Genomic DNA, 17,427 nt, shown 5'->3' on the forward strand with positions numbered 1-17,427 from the left:
CGCCGCTACTCGTCCCGTCCACGCCTCTCGCTGGGGCCAGTGTACGGGGCCCGGAGTGGGGCGGCCCACCGGATTTGAGAGGGCCGCGCGCGGGGCGGCGCGTGACCCGAATGGCCATACCGGCCGCGGCGGCGTCGGGGCCCGCCCGTACGGCGGATTCGCCGGGCCGGGAGCTGGGCACAACCGATGCAGGTTCGCCGTGCCCGGGGCCGGGGCGGGGCGAACCGGCGGCGTGCCCCGTTGCCGCGGGCCTGGAGTCGATTTATCGTCCCAGCACGATTCGCGTGCAAGATCACAATATGTGAAGGGGCCGCGGCCATGGTGGCGAAGAAGACCGCCGTAGAGACCACAACGGCGTCGAGGAAGACCAGTGCCACACGTGCTGCCGCAGGTGCCACCACGGACTCGGCGGCCAAGGACGCGAAGGGCGGGAAGACCGCCGTCGCCAAGAAGGCGACGGCCAGGAAGACGGTGAGGAAGACGGCGGCCAAGGACACGGCGGCCCAGGACACGGCGGCCCAGGCGGCGCCGGTCACGGGGGCGGCCGACGCCGTCGCCGGCACGGCAGCCGAGGCGGAGCCCGCCAAGAAGGCTCCGTCGAAGAGGGCCACCGCCAAGAAGACCGCGGCCCGCAAGGCAACCGGGACGGCGTCCGCCGCGTCCGACAAGGCGACCGACAAGAAGGCGCCGGCGAAGCGGGCCGGGGCGGGCGCCGGGAAGGCCGCGACCGCGGCCGAGGGGGCGGCTGCGGCCGCGGAAGAGACGGGAGCCGACAAGGTGGTTGCGAAGAAGACTGCGGGCGGGGCAACGGCGGCCAGAACCGCCGCGGCGTCGGCGGTGCCGACGGCCCGTGCTGTGGCCACGGCCGCCCCGGGTGAGCTTCCGGTCCGGCCGGGCGAGGACCCGTGGACGCCGGAGGAGGTCGCCGAGGCCCGCACCGAGCTGTCCAGCGAGGTGCTGCGCCTGCGCACGGAGATCGAGTCCTCGGAGGCGGCGCTGGCCGGCCTGATGCGCGACTCGGGCGACGGAGCGGGCGACGACGACGCCGACACCGGCACCAAGAACATCACCCGCGAACACGAGATGGCGCTCGCCGCCAACGCGCGCGAGACCCTGGAGCAGACCGAGCACGCCCTGGAGCGGCTCGACGCCGGGACGTACGGGTACTGCGAGGTCTGCGGAAACCCGATCGGCAAGGCCAGGATGCAGGCGTTCCCGCGGGCCACGCTCTGCGTGGAGGACAAGCAGAAGCAGGAAAGGCGGGGCTGATCCCGCACAAGTGTGCCGTACCCTCGTGCTCAGTCAGGCACCTAGCGGTTGAGGGACTCACGTGGCAGAGGCGGAGCGCATCATCGGTACGCCGGATGCGGAGGGGGCCGACGAACAGGCGGCACCCTCCGAGCAGCCGAAGGGCAAGCGGAAGATCCCCGTGCTGTTCGCGGTGGCCGCCTTCGCCTACCTTCTGGACCTCGGCAGCAAGATGCTCGTGGTGGCCAGGCTGGAGCACCACGAGCCGATCGGGATCGTGGGTGATCTGCTGCAGCTGAACGCGATCCGCAACCCGGGGGCCGCCTTCGGGATCGGCGCGGCGTTCACCGTGATCTTCACGATCATCGCGGCGACCGTGATCCTGGTGATCGTGCGGCTCGCGCGCAAGCTCTACAGCACGCCCTGGGCGTTCGCGCTCGGCCTGCTGCTCGGCGGTGCGCTCGGCAATCTCACCGACCGGATCTTCCGTTCGCCCGGGATCTTCGAGGGCTGGGTCGTCGACTTCATCGCGCCCAAGGGCTTCGCGGTCTTCAACCTCGCGGACTCGGCGATCGTCTGCGGCGGCATCCTGATCGTGATCCTCTCCTTCCGCGGCCTCGACCCGGACGGCACCGTCCACAAGGACTGAGCCCGCCACGGGGGCCGGCCGCGCCCGCCCGCCGGACGCGCGGCGGGCGATGCCGGTACGGCAAGGCATACTCGACGGGTGAGTACGATTCCCGAGATCCGCACCCTGCCCGTTCCCGACGGCCTCGAAGGCGAGCGCGTCGACGCCGCCATCTCCCGCATGTTCGGGTTTTCCCGGACCAAGGCGGCCGAGCTTGCCGCGGCGGGGAAGGTGCAGGTCGACGGCGCCGTGGTCGGCAAGTCCGAGCGGGTGCACGGCGGGGCGTGGCTGGAGGTCGAGATGCCGCAGGCGGCGGCCCCCGTGCAGATCGTCGCCGAGCCCGTCGAGGGCATGGAGATCGTCCACGACGACGACGACATCGTCGTGATCATGAAGCCGGTGGGCGTCGCCGCCCACCCGAGCCCCGGCTGGACCGGTACCACCGTCATCGGCGGCCTCGCCGCGGCCGGCTACCGCATCTCCACCTCCGGCGCCGCCGAGCGCCAGGGCATCGTGCACCGCCTCGACGTCGGCACCTCGGGCCTCATGGTCGTCGCCAAGTCCGAGCGCGCCTACACCTCGCTCAAGCAGCAGTTCCGCGAGCGCGTGGTCGACAAGCGCTACCACGCCCTGGTCCAGGGCCACCCGGACCCGATGAGCGGCACCATCGACGCCCCGATCGGGCGCCACCCCAACCACGACTACAAGTGGGCCGTGACCGCCGAGGGCAAGGCGTCCGTCACGCACTACGACCTGATCGAGGCCTTCCGCGCCGCCTCCCTGCTCGACATCAAGCTGGAGACGGGGCGCACCCACCAGATCCGGGTGCACATGTCGGCCCACCGCCACCCCTGCGTCGGCGACCTCACCTACGGCGCCGACCCGACGATCGCCAAGCGCCTCAAGCTGACCCGCCAGTGGCTGCACGCGGTGCGGCTCGGCTTCGAGCACCCCTCGGACGGCCAGTGGGTCGAATTCGAGAGCGTCTACCCGGCGGACCTCCAGTACGCCCTGGACGCGATCCGCGCCGAGAGCGAATGACCGCGTTCACCGTCCGCGTCGCCGAGGGACCGGCCGACCGCGAGGCCTGCTTCGCGGTGCGCCGCGCCGTCTTCGTCGTCGAGCAGCAGGTCCCCGAGGACGTGGAGTACGACGCCTACGACGCGACGGCGCTGCACGTGCTGGCCGTCGGAGCGGACGGGCCGCTGGGCACCGGCCGCCTCCTGTACGGCCCGCGGGCGCTCGCCAGGACCGGCTCGGCGCAGGTCGGCTCGCTCGGCCGGCTCGCGGTCACCGGGGCGGCCCGGGGGCTCGGCGTCGGCGCCGCCCTGGTGCGCGCCATCGAGGCGGCCGCCGCCGAGCGCGGCCTGAGCGCGGTCGACCTGCACGCGCAGACCCATGCGCTGGGCTTCTACGAGCGGCTCGGGTACGAGGCGTACGGCCCGGAGTTCCCCGACGCGGGGATCGAGCACCGGGCGATGCGGCGGACCCTGGCCCAGCGCTCCGCCTGAGCCCTTTGCGCCCCGATGGGCGGTTCGGCCCGGTTGCGTGGCACGCTTGAGGCCTTGATCGTCAAGGCCGTCCAGGCCCGCACCGCCCGGAGGGCATCCCGTGGACCAGCTCGCCCTACTGCTCGTGCTCCTTCTCGGCGCGGTGGTGACGGTCCCCCTGGGCGAGCGCCTGGGGCTGCCCGCCCCGGTACTCATGACGCTCGGCGGGATCGCCATGGCGCTCCTGCCGTTCGTGCCGAACGTGGAGATCGAGCCCGAGTTCATCCTGCCGCTCGTGCTGCCGCCGCTGCTCTACGCGTCCGTACAGCGCACGTCCTGGCGGCAGTTCACCGCCAACCTCCGGCCGATCTTCCTGCTCGCCGTCGCGCTCGTCTTCGTGACCACGGCGGCCGTCGCGGCCGTCGCCAGTTCCATCGTGCCCGGCCTGCCGATCGCCGCCGCCGTCGCGCTCGGCGCGCTCGTGGCGCCGCCCGACCCGGTCGCCGCGACCGCGGTGGCGGGCTCGCTCGGGCTTCCGCGCCGCCTGGTGTCGATCCTGGAGGGCGAGGGCCTGTTCAACGACGTCACCGCGATCGTGCTGTACCACGTGGCGATCACGGCGGCCGTGAGCGGGAGCTTCTCCTGGGCGTCGGCCGCCGGCAAGCTCGTGCTGTCCGCCGTGGTCGCCGTCGTCGTGGGCCTCGCGCTCGGCTGGCTCGCCAACAAGCTGATGGGGCTGCTCGGCGACCCCACCCTGCAGATCGGTCTCACCCTCCTCGTCCCGTTCGTCGGCTACGTCCTGGCCGAGGAGTTCGGCGGCTCGGGCGTCCTCGCCGTCCTGACGGTGGCGCTGTTCCTCGCCGAGCACACGATGGACGCCGACGACGTGCAGGGCCGGCTCGCCGGGGCCACGTTCTGGCAGATCGTCGACACCCTGGTGACCGGCGTGGCCTTCGGCCTCATCGGGCTCGAACTCCACAACGTGTTCGGCACCGCGACCGGCAACGCGTCGCACATGTTCGGCTGGGCGGCGGCCGTGGTCGGCGTGGTCGTGGGCGTACGGCTGCTGTGGCTGCTCCCGGCGACCTGGCTCGCCAAACGGCTGCACACCAAACGCGACTACGACGAGGAGATCCCCACCTCGTGGCGGGAGACCATCGTCATGTGGTGGGCCGGGATGCGGGGCGTGGCCTCGGTGGCCCTGGCCCTCGCCATCCCGCTGAAGACCGAGGACGGCGCGCCCTTCCCCGGCCGGGACGAGATCATCTTCATCGCCTTCGCCGTGATCATGACCACCCTGGTCTTCCAGGGCCTCACCCTGCCCTGGCTGGTCAAACGGCTGGGCGTACGCGCGGACACGGATGCCGAGCGCGTCCTGGAGCGGGACCTCGCGATCCGCGCGGCGAAGGCCGCCAAGCGGCGTCTGAAGGAGATCCAGGACGTCGAGGAGCTGCCGGAGGAGGTCATGGAGCAGCTGCACCGCAGGGCGTACGACGTCGGTGCGAGGATCAGCCCCGACATGGTCGACGAGGAGCGGCGCGCGTCCTACGCGAAGCGGGTCGAGCGGATCCGGGCCGTGCAGCGCATCCAGCGCGAGATGATGTCCGCCGCCCGGCACGAGGTGCTGTCCGCCCGCAACGAGCCGGGCGCGGACCCGGAGATCGTCGACCGGGTGCTGCGCCAGCTGGACGTACGCAGCCTGCGGTGACCCGGGGCCCCGGGGCCCCGGGCACGCGCTCTACGGGCGGCCGTCCTCGATCGCCGGCCGGGTGAGGGGAGTCGGCGGCCGGGCCTCGGTGGTGATCCTCGGCAGCGCGGACGGATACTCCTCGTACAGCCAGGCCACCATCTGCTCGCGGACCGTGACGCGGACCGTCCAGATGTCGTCCGCGTCCTTCGCGGTCACCACGGCCCGCACCTCGATGGTGGACGGCGTGGTGTCGGTGACGGCCAGGGAGAAGGCCCGGCCGTCCCAGGCGGGGCACTCCTTGAGGATCAGGGCGAGCCGCTCGCGCATCAGGGGCAGCGGCGCCGAGTGGTCCAGGTGGAAGAAGACGGTGCCGGTCATCTGGACGCCGCCGCGCGACCAGTTCTGGAACGGCTTGCTGGTGAAGTACGACACCGGCATGGTCAGGCGGCGCTCGTCCCAGGTGCGCACCGCGAGAAAGGTCAGCGTGATCTCCTCGACCACGCCCCACTCGCCGTCGACCACCACCGTGTCGCCGAGCCGCACCATGTCGCCGAAGGCGATCTGAAGGCCGGCGAAGAGGTTGCCGAGGGTGGACTGGGCGGCGACACCGGCGACGATGCCCACGATGCCGGCCGAGGCGAGCAGGGAGGCGCCCGCCGCCCGCATCGCCGGGAAGGTGAGCAGCATCGCCGCGATCGCCACCACGATGACGATCGCGCTGACCACCCGCTGGATGAGCGTGACCTGGGTGCGGACCCGGCGGACCCGGGCGGGATCGCGCGTCGAGGCGGCGTAACGCGTGTACGAGGACTCCACGACCGCCGTGGCGATCCGCACCACGAGCCAGGAACTGGCGCCGATCAGGACCAGTGTCAGGAACTGGCCGAGGCCGGCGTCGTGTTCCTGCACCGGCTTCCACTTGATCTCGTCGTAGGAGCCGCGCAGGATCGCGGTGAGCATGACGAGGTTGAGCGGTATGCGGCAGCGGCGCAGCAGTCCCCACAGCGGGGTCTCGCGGTCCCGGGCGTCGGCCCGGCGCAGCAGTCGGTCGGCGAGCCATCCCACAACGAGCGCGAGGACGACCGAGCCGCCGATGACGATCAACGGACGCAGTACGTTCTCCATGCCCTCGACCGTAACTGGCACGATGGCCTCATGAACATCATGCTTTTCCATTCGGTCTACGGTCTGCGGCCCGCCGTACAGGAGGCGGCCGAGCGGCTGCGGGCCGCCGGCCACGAGGTGCACGTCCCCGACCTGTACGAAGGACGCACCGCTGAGACCGTCGAGGAGGGCGCGGGGCTCAAGGACGAGATCGGCAAGGAGGAGCTCCTGAAACGAGCCATTCTGGCCGCGGCGCCCTACTCGGAGCGCGGACTCGTCTACGCGGGGTTCTCGCTCGGCGGGTCCATCGCCCAGACCCTGGCTCTCGGCGACGACAAGGCCCGCGGTCTGCTGCTGCTCCACGGCACCTCGGACATGGCGGAGAACACGGCCGTGGACGAGCTGCCCGTCCAGCTGCACGTCGCCGACCCCGACCCGTTCGAGTCGGCGGACTGGCTCAACTCCTGGTACCTGCAGATGCGGCGGGCCGGGGCCGACGTGGAGATCTACCGCTACCCGGGCGCGGGCCACCTCTACACCGACCCGCGGCTGCCGGACTACGACGAGGCGTCCGCGGAGCAGACCTGGCGCACCGCGCTCGGCTTCCTCGACAGCCTGGCATAGCCGCGAAGAAGCCGAACGGGCCGTGCGGACCCGGAGGTTCGCACGGCCCGTTCGTCGTGGCCGCCGGAAACAGCCGCCGGAAACAGCCGCCGGAGACGGCCGCCGGAAACAGCCGCCGGAGACGGCCGCCCGGATCAGCCCTTGAGGGCCTTGTCGAGGGCCGCGGTGTACGTCGCCGCGTCCATCGGGGCGTTGTCCGACTGGCCGTCGGTGATCTTCTTGCCGTCCATCTTCAGCGTCGGCGTGCCCTGGACGCCGCTGCTGTTGAACTTGTCCGACATGGTCAGCGCCCACTTGTCGTAGGTGCCGTCCTTCACGGACTTCTGGAAGGCCGCGTTGCCCTTGAGGGCCGGGACGGTGTCCGCGATCTCGATCAGGTAGTCGCGGCTCTTGAACTTGTCCTCGGTCTCCTCGGGGTGGTACTTCGCCGAGTAGAGCGCCGACTTGTAGTCGAGGAACGCCTCGGGGCTGACGTTCAGCGCGGCGCCGAGGGCGCTCAGGGCGGTCTTGGAGCCGGTACCGGGGCTGCCGTTGTCGATGAACGTGGCGCCGAAGAACTGGATCTTGTACTTGCCCGCGTCGACGTCCTTCTTGACCGTCGGGCCGACGGTCTGCTCGAACTGCGAGCAGATCGGGCAGCGCGGGTCCTCGTACATCTGCAGGGTCTTCTTGGCGTCCGCCTTGCCGATGACGACGGTCGTGCCGTCGCTGCCCGTGGTGTTGGCGGGCTTCACCAGCGTCTTGTCCTTGGCGGCCGTCCACGCGGAGGGCTTCATGGCCTCCTTGATCAGGTAGCCGGCGCCACCCACGACGGCGAGGGCGGCGACGACGGACACGGCCACGATGACCTGGCGGCGGGTCTTCGCCTTCTTCGCCTCGCGCTCGCGCTCCGCTCGCAACCGATCGCGGGCGGCAGCCTTGTTGGCCTGGCTGTTGCGGGAACTCATGATGTTTCTCTCCGGATGGCAGGGGGGAATTCGGGGGACTGCGGTGCTGCGCTCAGACCAGGCCGAGCGACGGGCAGGGCGGTCCCCTTCGTGCCACGGAGTGCACCAGGAGGCGGGTGCGCGAGGGGCCGGGCCCGTGGTGCGCCGAACGCGCGGGCCCCCGGACGCCGTCGTCGGCGGCGCGCACCACGGCGACCGCCACGAGCAGCGGGCGGAAGGCACGGGCGCCGGCCGCGCGCAGCAGCCGGGCCAGGGCCGCCTCGCCGCGCCGCAGCCACAGGGCGGCGAGCAGCCCGACGCTCAGATGCGCCGCGAGCAGGAGCCAGGGCACGGCAGGACCGGGATGGGTGAGCAGCGCGGCCGCGTTCGCCGGGGCGGGTACCGCCCCGAGGGTGCCACCGCCGCACAGCACGTCGACGCCCACCGCGCGCAGGGCGCCAGCGACGGGGCCGCCGGCCGGGCCGTAACAGACGTGCTGGCCGGTGGTGAACACGGTGTCGGCGGCCAGTTCGAGCGGGACCAGCGTGCCCGCGATCGCCCCGAACCCGCGCTCGCGGCCGGCCAGGGCGTACGCGATGACGAACACCGTGCCGGCCGCGCCGGCCACCAGCGACAGCGGCAGCGCGACTCGGGAGAGCAGCACGTGGGACGCGGCGGAGAGCGTCACGACGAGCGCCGTGAAAAGCGCCGCGCGTGCCGCTCTGAGCTGCGTCCCGGATATGTCCATCGCGGGTGAGTGTGCCATGCCGTGCCGTATGCCGTGCCTAAGAGTTCGGTGAGAGCGGCGGACCCGGCGGATCGCGGCCGTCACGACCCGCCCGCCCGGCCCGCCGGACACCCCCGCCGGCCCCGCCCTACGGGCGGACGACGCCACGGTGACGACACTCCCTAGAGGCCCGGGATCCGCCCGTTGCGGAACAGGTCGACGAAGATCTGGTGATCCGCCCGCGCCCGCGCCCCGTAGGCGTGCGCGAACTCGACGAGCAGGTCCGCGAAGCCCTCCTCGTCGGCGGCGATCGCCGCGTCGATGGCGCGCTCCGTGGAGAACGGCACCAGCTCGGAGTGGCCGCTCTCGTCGTCCGCCGCCGCGTGCATCGTGGCCGTGGCCCGGCCGAGGTCGGCGACGACCGCCGCGATCTCGGCCGGGTCGTCGATGTCCGACCAGTCCAGGTCCACCGCGTACGGCGAGACCTCGGCGACCAGCTGGCCCGCGCCGTCCAGCTCGGTCCAGCCGAGCCACGGGTCGGCCGCGGCCTGGAGCGCCCGCTGCGAGATCACCGTGCGGTGCCCCTCGTGCTGGAAGTAGCCGCGCACCGCCGGGTCCGTGATGTGCCGCGAGACGGCCGGGGTCTGCGCCTGCTTGATGTAGATCACCACGTCGTTCTCCAGGGCGTCGCTGTGCCCTTCGAGCAGGATGTTGTACGAGGGCAGACCGGCCGAGCCGATCCCGATGCCGCGCCGCCCGACCACGTCCTTGACGCGGTAGGAGTCGGGGCGCACCAGGCTCTCCTCGGGCAGCGTCTCCAGATAGCCGTCGAAGGCCGCGAGCACCTTGTACCGGGTCGCCGCGTCCAGCTCGATCGAGCCGTCGTCCTCGGTGAACCGGCGCTCGTGCTCCCGGATCTCGGTCATCGAGTCGAGCAGCGCGAACCGGGTCCGTGCGCGGGCGTCGCGCAACGCGCCCAGCAGCGGGCCCTCGGCCGTGTCCAGGGTGAAGGGCGGGACCTCGTCCTCCTTGGCACCCGAGGCGAGCGCGCGGACCCGCTCGCGGTAGGCGGCCGCGCAGGTGCGCACCAGGGAGGTGATCTGCTCGTCGCTGAACGCCTTGGTGTAGCCGATCAGCGCCAGCGAGGCCGCGAGCCGCTTCAGGTCCCAGGTGAAGGGGCCCACGTACGCCTCGTCGAAGTCGTTGACGTTGAAGATCAGCCGGCCGTTGGCGTCCATGTACGTGCCGAAGTTCTCGGCGTGCAGGTCGCCGTGGATCCAGACCCGGCCGGTCTGCTCGTCCAGGTAGGGACCGCCGTGCCGTTCCTTTTCCAGGTCGGAGTAGAACAGGCAGGCCGTGCCCCGGTAGAAGGCGAAGGCCGAGGCGGCCATCCTGCGGAACTTGACCTGGAAGGCGGCCGGGTCGGCGGCCAGGAGCCGGCCGAACGCCGTCTCGAAAACGGCGAGTATCTCTTCGCCGCGCGTCTGGGCGCTGGGCTGCGGGGCCGACATCGCTGGGTGCCTCCTGGTGCGTACTGCCTGGATCACGATCGGAACGGGGTGGGGTGTGCTTCTTCCAACGCGCGACCGTACCGCCAAGTGCCCGCCCGTCGCCCGGTCGCCGGGCGCTCGCGGGGCACTCGCCCAGGCGCCTCGCGCGGCAGTTCCCCCTCGGCTGTCACTGGGGCGACGTAGACTCCGAGGCTGTCCCACCCGCTCCGCGAACCCCCCTCGCCGTTGGAGGCCCCACCCGTGACTGGCACGTCCAAGACACCGTTCACGCACCTTCACGTCCACACCCAGTACTCGCTGCTGGACGGTGCCGCGCGGCTCAAGGACATGTTCGACGCCTGTAATGAAATGGGCATGTCGCACATCGCCATGTCCGACCACGGCAACCTCCACGGCGCCTACGACTTCTTCCATTCGGCGAAGAAGGCGGGCGTCACGCCGATCATCGGCATCGAGGCGTACGTGGCCCCCGAATCGCGGCGCAACAAGCGCAAGATCCAGTGGGGCCAGCCGCACCAGAAGCGCGACGACGTGTCCGGTTCGGGTGGTTATACGCACAAGACGATCTGGGCGGCGAACAAGACCGGTCTGCACAACCTCTTCCGGCTCTCCTCGGACGCCTACGCCGAGGGCTGGCTCCAGAAGTGGCCCCGGATGGACAAGGAGACGATCGCGCAGTGGTCGGAGGGACTCATCGCCTCCACCGGCTGCCCCTCGGGCGAGGTCCAGACCCGGCTGCGGCTCGGCCAGTTCGACGAGGCGGTGCGGGCGGCCTCCGACTACAAGGACATCTTCGGTGAGGGCCGGTACTTCCTGGAGCTGATGGACCACGGCATCGAGATCGAACGCCGGGTCCGTGACGGCCTGTTGGAGATCGGCAAGAAGCTCGACATCCCGCCGCTCGTCACCAACGACTCGCACTACACCTACGCCCACGAGGCGACCGCGCACGACGCCCTGCTGTGCATCCAGACCGGCAAGAACCTCTCGGACCCGGACCGCTTCCGCTTCGACGGCACGGGCTACTACCTCAAGTCCACCGACGAGATGTACGCGATCGACTCCTCGGACGCCTGGCAGCAGGGCTGCGCCAACACCCTGCTGGTGGCCGAGCAGATCGACACGTCCGGCATGTTCGAGGCCAAGAACCTCATGCCGAAGTTCGAGATCCCCGACGGCTACACCGAGGTCACCTGGTTCCAGGAGGAAGTCCGGGTCGGCATGGAGCGCCGCTATCCGGGAGGTGTCCCCGAGGACCGCCAGAAGCAGGCGGAGTACGAGATGGACATCATCATCCAGATGGGGTTCCCGGGATACTTCCTCGTCGTCGCCGACTTCATCATGTGGGCCAAGAACAACGGCATCGCGGTGGGTCCCGGCCGTGGTTCGGCGGCCGGTTCGATCGTCGCGTACGCGATGGGCATCACCGACCTCGACCCGATCACGCACGGCCTGATCTTCGAGCGGTTCCTCAACCCCGAGCGCGTCTCCATGCCCGATGTCGACATCGACTTCGACGAGCGCAGGCGCGTCGAGGTGATCCGGTACGTGACGGAGAAGTACGGCTCCGACAAGGTCGCCATGATCGGCACCTACGGAAAGATCAAGGCGAAGAACGCCATCAAGGACTCCGCGCGCGTCCTCGGCTACCCGTACGCGATGGGCGACCGCCTCACCAAGGCGATGCCCGCCGACGTCCTCGGCAAGGGCATCGACCTCTCCGGCATCACCGACCCCAAGCACCCGCGCTACAGCGAGGCCGGCGAGATCCGGGGGATGTACGAGAACGAGCCGGACGTGAAGAAGGTCATCGACACCGCCAAGGGCGTCGAGGGCCTGGTCCGTCAGATGGGCGTGCACGCGGCCGGCGTCATCATGTCCAGCGAGCCGATCGTCGACCACGCGCCGATCTGGGTGCGGCACACCGACGGCGTGACCATCACGCAGTGGGACTACCCGCAGTGCGAGTCGCTCGGCCTGCTGAAGATGGACTTCCTGGGCCTGCGCAACCTGACCATCATGGACGACGCCGTCAAGATGGTGAAGGCCAACAAGGGCGTCGACCTGGAGATGCTCTCGCTCCCGCTCGACGACCCCAAGACCTTCGAACTGCTCTGCCGCGGCGACACCCTCGGCGTCTTCCAGTTCGACGGCGGCCCGATGCGCTCGCTGCTGCGCCAGATGCAGCCCGACAACTTCGAGGACATTTCCGCCGTCTCGGCCCTGTACCGGCCGGGCCCGATGGGCATGAACTCGCACACGAACTACGCCGAGCGCAAGAACGGCCGCCAGGAGATCACCCCGATCCACCCGGAGCTGGAGGAGCCGCTCAAGGAGACCCTGGGCCTCACCTACGGCCTCATCGTCTACCAGGAGCAGGTCCAGAAGGCCGCCCAGATCATCGCCGGCTACTCGCTGGGCGAGGCCGACATCCTGCGCCGCGTGATGGGCAAGAAGAAGCCCGAGGAGCTGGCGAAGAACTTCGTCCTGTTCCAGGGCGGCGCCAAGGAGAAGGGCTACTCGGACGCGGCGATCCAGGCCCTGTGGGACGTCCTGGTCCCGTTCGCCGGATACGCGTTCAACAAGGCGCACTCCTCGGCGTACGGCCTGGTCACCTACTGGACCGCGTACCTCAAGGCCAACTACCCGGCCGAGTACATGGCGGCGCTGCTCACCTCGGTGAAGGACGACAAGGACAAGTCGGCCGTCTATCTGAACGAGTGCCGGCGCATGGGCATCAAGGTGCTCCCGCCGAACGTCAACGAGTCGGTGCACAACTTCGCCGCTCAGGGCGACGACGTGATCCTGTTCGGCCTTGAGGCCGTCCGCAACGTCGGCACCAACGTGGTGGAGTCGATCATCCGGTCGCGCAAGACCAAGGGGAAGTTCAGCTCCTTCCCCGACTACCTCGACAAGGTCGAGGTGGTCGCCTGCAACAAGCGCACCACGGAATCGCTCATCAAGGCGGGCGCCTTCGACACGATGGGCCACACCCGCAAGGGCCTCACCGCCCAGTTCGAGCCCATGATCGACAACGTGGTGCAGGTCAAGCGCAAGGAGGCCGAGGGCCAGTTCGACCTCTTCGGCGGCATGGGAGAGCAGGACACCAGCGAGCCGGGCTTCGGGCTCGACGTGGAGTTCGGCGACGTGGAGTGGGAGAAGTCCTACCTGCTGGCCCAGGAGCGCGAGATGCTCGGCCTGTACGTGTCCGACCACCCGCTCTTCGGCCTGGAGCACGTGCTGTCCGACAAGGCGGACGCGGGCATCGGCCAGCTCACCGGCGGGGACTACTCGGACGGCTCGATCGTCACCATCGGCGGCATCATCTCGGGCCTCCAGCGCAAGATGACCAAGCAGGGCAACGCCTGGGCGATCGCCACCGTCGAGGACCTGGCCGGCTCCATCGAGTGCATGTTCTTCCCGGCCACGTACCAGCTGGTGTCGACCCAGCTCGTCGAGGACGCCGTGGTGTTCGTCAAGGGCCGCCTCGACAAGCGCGAGGACATCCCGCGCCTGGTCGCGATGGAGCTGATGGTCCCCGACCTCTCGTCGGCGGGCACCAACGCGCCGGTCGTCCTGACCATCCCCACCGTCAAGGTCACCCCGCCGATGGTCAGCAGGCTCGGCGAGATCCTGGGGCACCACCGGGGCAACACCGAGGTCCGCATCAAGCTCCAGGGGCCGCGCTCGACGACCGTGCTGCGGCTCGACCGGCACCGGGTCCAGCCGGATCCCGCCCTCTTCGGCGACCTGAAGGTACTGCTCGGCCCGTCCTGCCTGGCCGGCTGAGTCCCGGCACGTCCCGTGCACGGGAAAGGGGCGCACCCCACGGGGTGCGCCCCTTTCCCGTGCGACGACGGGCTAGTTATGACCGAAGCGACGCTGGTGCTTACGGGCAACATCCGCCGGGCTGCCCTGACCCTGCGACTGCGGCATGGCCTGGGACTCGAAGGCAGTGGACTTGGACTCCTCCTGACCGCGCTCGGCGGCGCTGGAGCGGTCCTGCTGACTGCCCGACTTGCGGTTCTTGTTCTTGGCCATGGTGCTGCCTCCTGTGGGGGAACTCGGGGCCAGGGCCGCTGTCAGACTCACACAGAAGGACAAAGGTCGCATTTCGGATCATTACCGTGCGTGACGGCAGGGTGACGCCCCAATCCGCCACGCCGATGATCGAGTTCCGGTGCTCAACCCCTGCGCGGTCGGGCAGACTCGAAGGAAACCCGAAGTTCATTCGGTGATCTTTCGCACCCCGCTGCTGATTTCTTTTTCTTCGGCTTTTCCGTTCCCGAAAGAGGGTGGAACGCATGGACCGCTGCGTCGTCCTGGTGGATGCCGGCTACCTGCTCGGTGCCGCCGCGAGTCTGCTCGCCGGAGAGCCGGCCCGTTCCCGCATCACCGTCGACCATGCCGCCCTGATCCAGGGGCTCCGCGAGCGCGCCGAGGCCGACACCCAGCAACCCCTCCTGCGCATCTACTGGTTCGACGGCGCCCCCGACCGGGTCCCGCAGCCCGAGCACCGCCGGCTGCGCGTGATGCCCAGGGTGACGGTCCGCCTCGGCGCTCTGACCCGCAGCGACGGACGCTGGGCGCAGAAGGGCGTGGACGCGGCGATGCACGCCGAGCTGACCGAACTCGCCCGCAACCGGGCCTGCTCGGACGTGGTCCTGGTGACCGGCGACGGCGACCTGCTTCCGGGTCTCATGTCCGCCAAGGAACACGGCGTCGCCGTGCACCTGTGGGCCGTGCAGGCCGCCGACGGCGACTACAACCAGTCCGAGGACCTCGTCGCCGAGGCCGACGAACGCCGGGTGCTCGACCGCGCCTGGATCACCCGCGCGGTCCGCGCCAGGGACCTCACCGGCATCTGCGCTCCCGCCCCCGCCCCGCGCCCCGAGATCGCCGCGATCCTCTCCGCCCCGCTGCCCGAATCGGCGCTCGCCGCCTCGGCCGAGCGGGCCGCCGAGGCCCAGGCCGCGGCGGTGCGGGACGCCGCGGCGCCGCCGGAGGCACCCAGCGAGAACGGCGCCGCGGTGCCCGGCCCGACCGGCGCCAAGGGCGTACCGACCCCGAAGGACCTGGCCTCCCTGCGCGGCCCCGGCAGCGCCCCGGCCGCCCCCGCGCAGCCCGCGTCGGCCACCCTGCGCTGGTCCTCCGACAAGGGCTGGGTGGAGCGGCCGGGCTCCGCGCTCGGCGAATCCCCCGAGACGGCGTCCCTGCCCACGCTCGCGCAGCTCACCAGCGCCGAGCAGCGCTGGGCCGACCGCGAGGAGGACATCACCACCGTGGGCGGCGACCCCTACGAAGTGGGCCAGGTCTTCGCGCGGCGCTGGATGGAACGCCTCCCCGAGCCCACGCATGTACAGAAGCTGTCCACCATGTACCCCCGCATCCCGCACCGCATCGACGGTGAACTCCTGCGCTACGCCGCCCGGTTCGGACTTCTCGCGCACAAGGACGACCAGATCGACGAGCACGACCGGTACGCGATCCGGGCCGGGTTCTGGCGCGAGATCGACGTACGGGCGGCCGCCGAGCGCCAGCCGGCCGGCGAGTAGCCCCGCGCCGCGGGGGCCGCCGGGGGCCGCCCCCGGGGCGGGAGCGGTCCCCGGACCCCTTAGGCTCGTTCTCCGTGAGTACCGGCACAGCAGCGGCACGGGCCGGCACCGTTTGCGCGGTGCGGGGCCTGGTCAAGACGTACCCCGCGGCGCGGGGCGGGCGAGGTGCGCCCGGTACGCCCGAGGTCCGGGCCACCGACGGGATCAGCCTGGACGTGCGGGGCGGCGAGATCTTCGGCCTGCTCGGCCCCAACGGCGCCGGCAAGTCCACCCTCGTACGCCAACTGACCGGGCTCATGCGGCCCGACGCCGGCACGGTCGACGTGCTCGGGCACGACCTGGTCCGCCACCCCGAACGCGCGGCCCGCCTCATCGCCTACCTCGGCCAGGAATCGACCGCGCTCGACGAGCTGACCGTCGCGCTCGCCGCCGAGACCACCGGCCGGCTGCGCGGACTCACCCTGCGCGAGGCGCGCGCCGAACGCGACGCCGTCCTCGCCGAACTGGGCCTCGGAGACATCGCCGGGCGCCCGCTCAAGAAGCTCTCCGGCGGCCAGCGGCGCCTGGCCTGCTTCGCCACCGCCCTCGTCGGCGAGCGCCCCGTCCTGGTCCTGGACGAGCCCACCACCGGCATGGACCCGGTGGCCCGGCGGGCCGTGTGGTCCGCCGTCGACCGGCGCCGGGCCGAACGCGGCGCCACCGTCCTGCTCGTCACCCACAACGTCATCGAGGCCGAGACCGTGCTCGACCGGGTCGCCGTGATGGAACGCGGCAAGGTCATCGCCTGCGACACCCCCGCCGGGCTCAAGGCCCGCGTCGCCGACGAGGTGCGGGTCGAGCTCGTGTGGCGCGACCGCGCCCCCGTCGAGGTCCCGGAGGTCGCGGCGCTGCGCGCGGCGGCCCAGGAGTCCGGCCGGCGCTGGACGCTGCGGCTCAGCCCCGAGCGGGCCCGTGCCGCGGTCGCGACCGTCACCGGCGGCCCGGCCTTCGCCGCGCTCGACGACTTCACCCTGGCCACGCCGAGCCTGGAAGACGTCTACCTCGCCCTCGGCGGCCGCACGGAAGGGCTGGTGAAGGCGTGAGCGCCATTCCCCTGGAGAGCACCGTCGAGACGGTCGGCGGCCGGACCCCGCTCAGCGGGACCGCCGAGCGCCCCGGCGCCGACGACGCCGCACCGCTCGCCCCCCGGGCCCGCCTGCTGCCCGCGCTCGCCGCCGTCTACCGCGCCCAGCTCTCACGGGCCAGGGTCTCCCGCATCCCGCTCCTGTTCGTCGCCACGTTCCAGTCCGTCGGCATCATGATCCTCATGCGGGGCGTCGTGGACGGCGGGAGCGAGGCCCGTGCGGTGGTCGCCGGATCGAGCGTGCTCGTCGTCGCCTTCGTCGCGCTCAACCTGCTCGCCCAGTACTTCGGCCGGCTGCGCGCCGACGGCGGCCTCGACCACTACGCGACGCTGCCCGTGCCGCCCGCCTCCGTGGTCCTCGGCACCGCCGCCGCGTACGCCTCGTTCACCGTGCCCGGCACCGCCGTCACCGCCGTCCTCGGCTGCCTCCTGTTCGGCCTTCCGATGGGACACCTGTGGATCCTGGCCGCGGTGATCCCGCTCGCCGGAGCCGCCCTTTCCGGGCTGGGCGCGGCCCTCGGGCTGCTCGCGCCGCGCCAGGAACTCGCCACGCTGTTCGGCCAGTTGGGCATGTCGGCTGCGCTGCTGCTCGGCGTGCTCCCGGCGTCCCGGCTGCCGGGCCCCATCGCGTACGCCCGTGATCTGCTGCCCTCCACCTACGGGGTGGAGGCCTTCGCGCACAGCTTCGACGCGCACCCCGACTGGGGTCTGGTCGGGCTCGACCTCGGCGTGTGCGCGGCCGTCGGCGTCGTCTCGCTGGCCGCGGCGGCGTGGGCCTATCGCCGGGCAGCGGTCCGGTGA

Annotated in this window: 15 protein-coding genes; 10 read left to right on the top strand and 5 right to left on the bottom strand. The window is 71.3% G+C overall.

Annotated elements, in window-relative coordinates; genetic code table 11:
- The first annotated feature begins 318 nt into the window (after window positions 1-318).
- From OG432_RS26260 to OG432_RS26280, 5 genes are all read left to right on the top strand, one after another.
- Window positions 319-1,269 (top strand): TraR/DksA family transcriptional regulator, encoded by a 951-nt coding sequence (locus tag OG432_RS26260; RefSeq protein WP_328313430.1) that lies wholly within the window; start codon window positions 319-321, stop codon window positions 1,267-1,269.
- A 61-nt stretch (window positions 1,270-1,330) separates the two neighbouring features.
- Complete coding sequence (lspA, locus tag OG432_RS26265) at window positions 1,331-1,897, top strand: signal peptidase II (protein ID WP_328313431.1); 567 nt, start codon at window positions 1,331-1,333, stop codon at window positions 1,895-1,897.
- Between the two features lie 78 nt (window positions 1,898-1,975).
- A complete protein-coding gene (locus OG432_RS26270; RefSeq protein ID WP_328313432.1) occupies window positions 1,976-2,917 on the top strand; it encodes an RluA family pseudouridine synthase in 942 nt (313 codons plus the stop codon).
- Window positions 2,914-3,387 (top strand): GNAT family N-acetyltransferase, encoded by a 474-nt coding sequence (locus OG432_RS26275; RefSeq protein ID WP_328313434.1) that lies wholly within the window; start codon window positions 2,914-2,916, stop codon window positions 3,385-3,387. Before OG432_RS26270 ends, OG432_RS26275 begins: the two co-directional genes overlap by 4 nt.
- Before the next feature lie 100 nt (window positions 3,388-3,487).
- Window positions 3,488-5,074, top strand: coding sequence for a Na+/H+ antiporter (locus OG432_RS26280; protein ID WP_328313435.1), 1,587 nt, complete (start codon window positions 3,488-3,490; stop codon window positions 5,072-5,074).
- Window positions 5,075-5,104: 30 nt separating this feature from the next.
- On the opposite strand, the gene OG432_RS26285 is transcribed toward OG432_RS26280, so the two are convergent.
- Complete coding sequence (locus OG432_RS26285; protein WP_328313436.1) at window positions 5,105-6,181, bottom strand: mechanosensitive ion channel family protein; 1,077 nt, start codon at window positions 6,179-6,181, stop codon at window positions 5,105-5,107.
- A gap of 30 nt (window positions 6,182-6,211) precedes the next feature.
- Between OG432_RS26285 and OG432_RS26290 the strand changes: the two genes are divergently transcribed.
- Window positions 6,212-6,784 carry a dienelactone hydrolase family protein gene (locus tag OG432_RS26290; RefSeq protein ID WP_328313437.1) on the top strand — a complete coding sequence of 191 codons (573 nt, stop codon included), beginning with the start codon at window positions 6,212-6,214 and terminating at the stop codon, window positions 6,782-6,784.
- Between the two features lie 134 nt (window positions 6,785-6,918).
- On the opposite strand, the gene OG432_RS26295 is transcribed toward OG432_RS26290, so the two are convergent.
- From OG432_RS26295 to OG432_RS26305, 3 genes are all read right to left on the bottom strand, one after another.
- Window positions 6,919-7,731, bottom strand: coding sequence for a thioredoxin domain-containing protein (locus OG432_RS26295; protein WP_328313438.1), 813 nt, complete (start codon window positions 7,729-7,731; stop codon window positions 6,919-6,921).
- Between the two features lie 52 nt (window positions 7,732-7,783).
- Window positions 7,784-8,458 (bottom strand): hypothetical protein, encoded by a 675-nt coding sequence (locus tag OG432_RS26300; RefSeq protein WP_328315244.1) that lies wholly within the window; start codon window positions 8,456-8,458, stop codon window positions 7,784-7,786.
- A gap of 161 nt (window positions 8,459-8,619) precedes the next feature.
- Window positions 8,620-9,948: a DUF2252 domain-containing protein gene (locus OG432_RS26305; RefSeq protein WP_328313439.1), complete on the bottom strand. Its 1,329-nt coding sequence runs from the start codon at window positions 9,946-9,948 to the stop codon at window positions 8,620-8,622.
- 240 nt (window positions 9,949-10,188) lie between these two features.
- Here OG432_RS26305 and dnaE point away from each other — a divergent pair, with 240 nt between their 5' ends.
- The gene (gene dnaE / locus OG432_RS26310) at window positions 10,189-13,737 is read left to right on the top strand and encodes a DNA polymerase III subunit alpha (protein WP_328313440.1); all 3,549 of its coding nucleotides are present in this window, start codon (window positions 10,189-10,191) and stop codon (window positions 13,735-13,737) included.
- A gap of 72 nt (window positions 13,738-13,809) precedes the next feature.
- Here the strand turns inward: dnaE and OG432_RS26315 are convergent, their stop codons facing one another.
- Window positions 13,810-13,989, bottom strand: a complete 180-nt coding sequence (locus OG432_RS26315) for a hypothetical protein (RefSeq protein WP_328313441.1) — start codon at window positions 13,987-13,989, stop codon at window positions 13,810-13,812.
- Window positions 13,990-14,252: 263 nt separating this feature from the next.
- On the opposite strand from OG432_RS26315, the gene OG432_RS26320 reads away from it, so the two are divergent.
- From OG432_RS26320 to OG432_RS26330, 3 genes are all read left to right on the top strand, one after another.
- Window positions 14,253-15,503: an NYN domain-containing protein gene (locus OG432_RS26320; protein WP_328313442.1), complete on the top strand. Its 1,251-nt coding sequence runs from the start codon at window positions 14,253-14,255 to the stop codon at window positions 15,501-15,503.
- A 74-nt stretch (window positions 15,504-15,577) separates the two neighbouring features.
- Window positions 15,578-16,585, top strand: a complete 1,008-nt coding sequence (locus tag OG432_RS26325) for an ABC transporter ATP-binding protein (RefSeq protein ID WP_328313443.1) — start codon at window positions 15,578-15,580, stop codon at window positions 16,583-16,585.
- On the top strand, window positions 16,582-17,427 hold the full coding sequence (locus OG432_RS26330; protein ID WP_443058462.1) for an ABC transporter permease: 846 nt from the start codon (window positions 16,582-16,584) through the stop codon (window positions 17,425-17,427). Before OG432_RS26325 ends, OG432_RS26330 begins: the two co-directional genes overlap by 4 nt.

The sequence above is a fragment of the Streptomyces sp. NBC_00442 genome (genome assembly GCF_036014195.1).
In the GTDB taxonomy this organism is placed as follows: Bacteria; Actinomycetota; Actinomycetes; order Streptomycetales; family Streptomycetaceae; genus Streptomyces.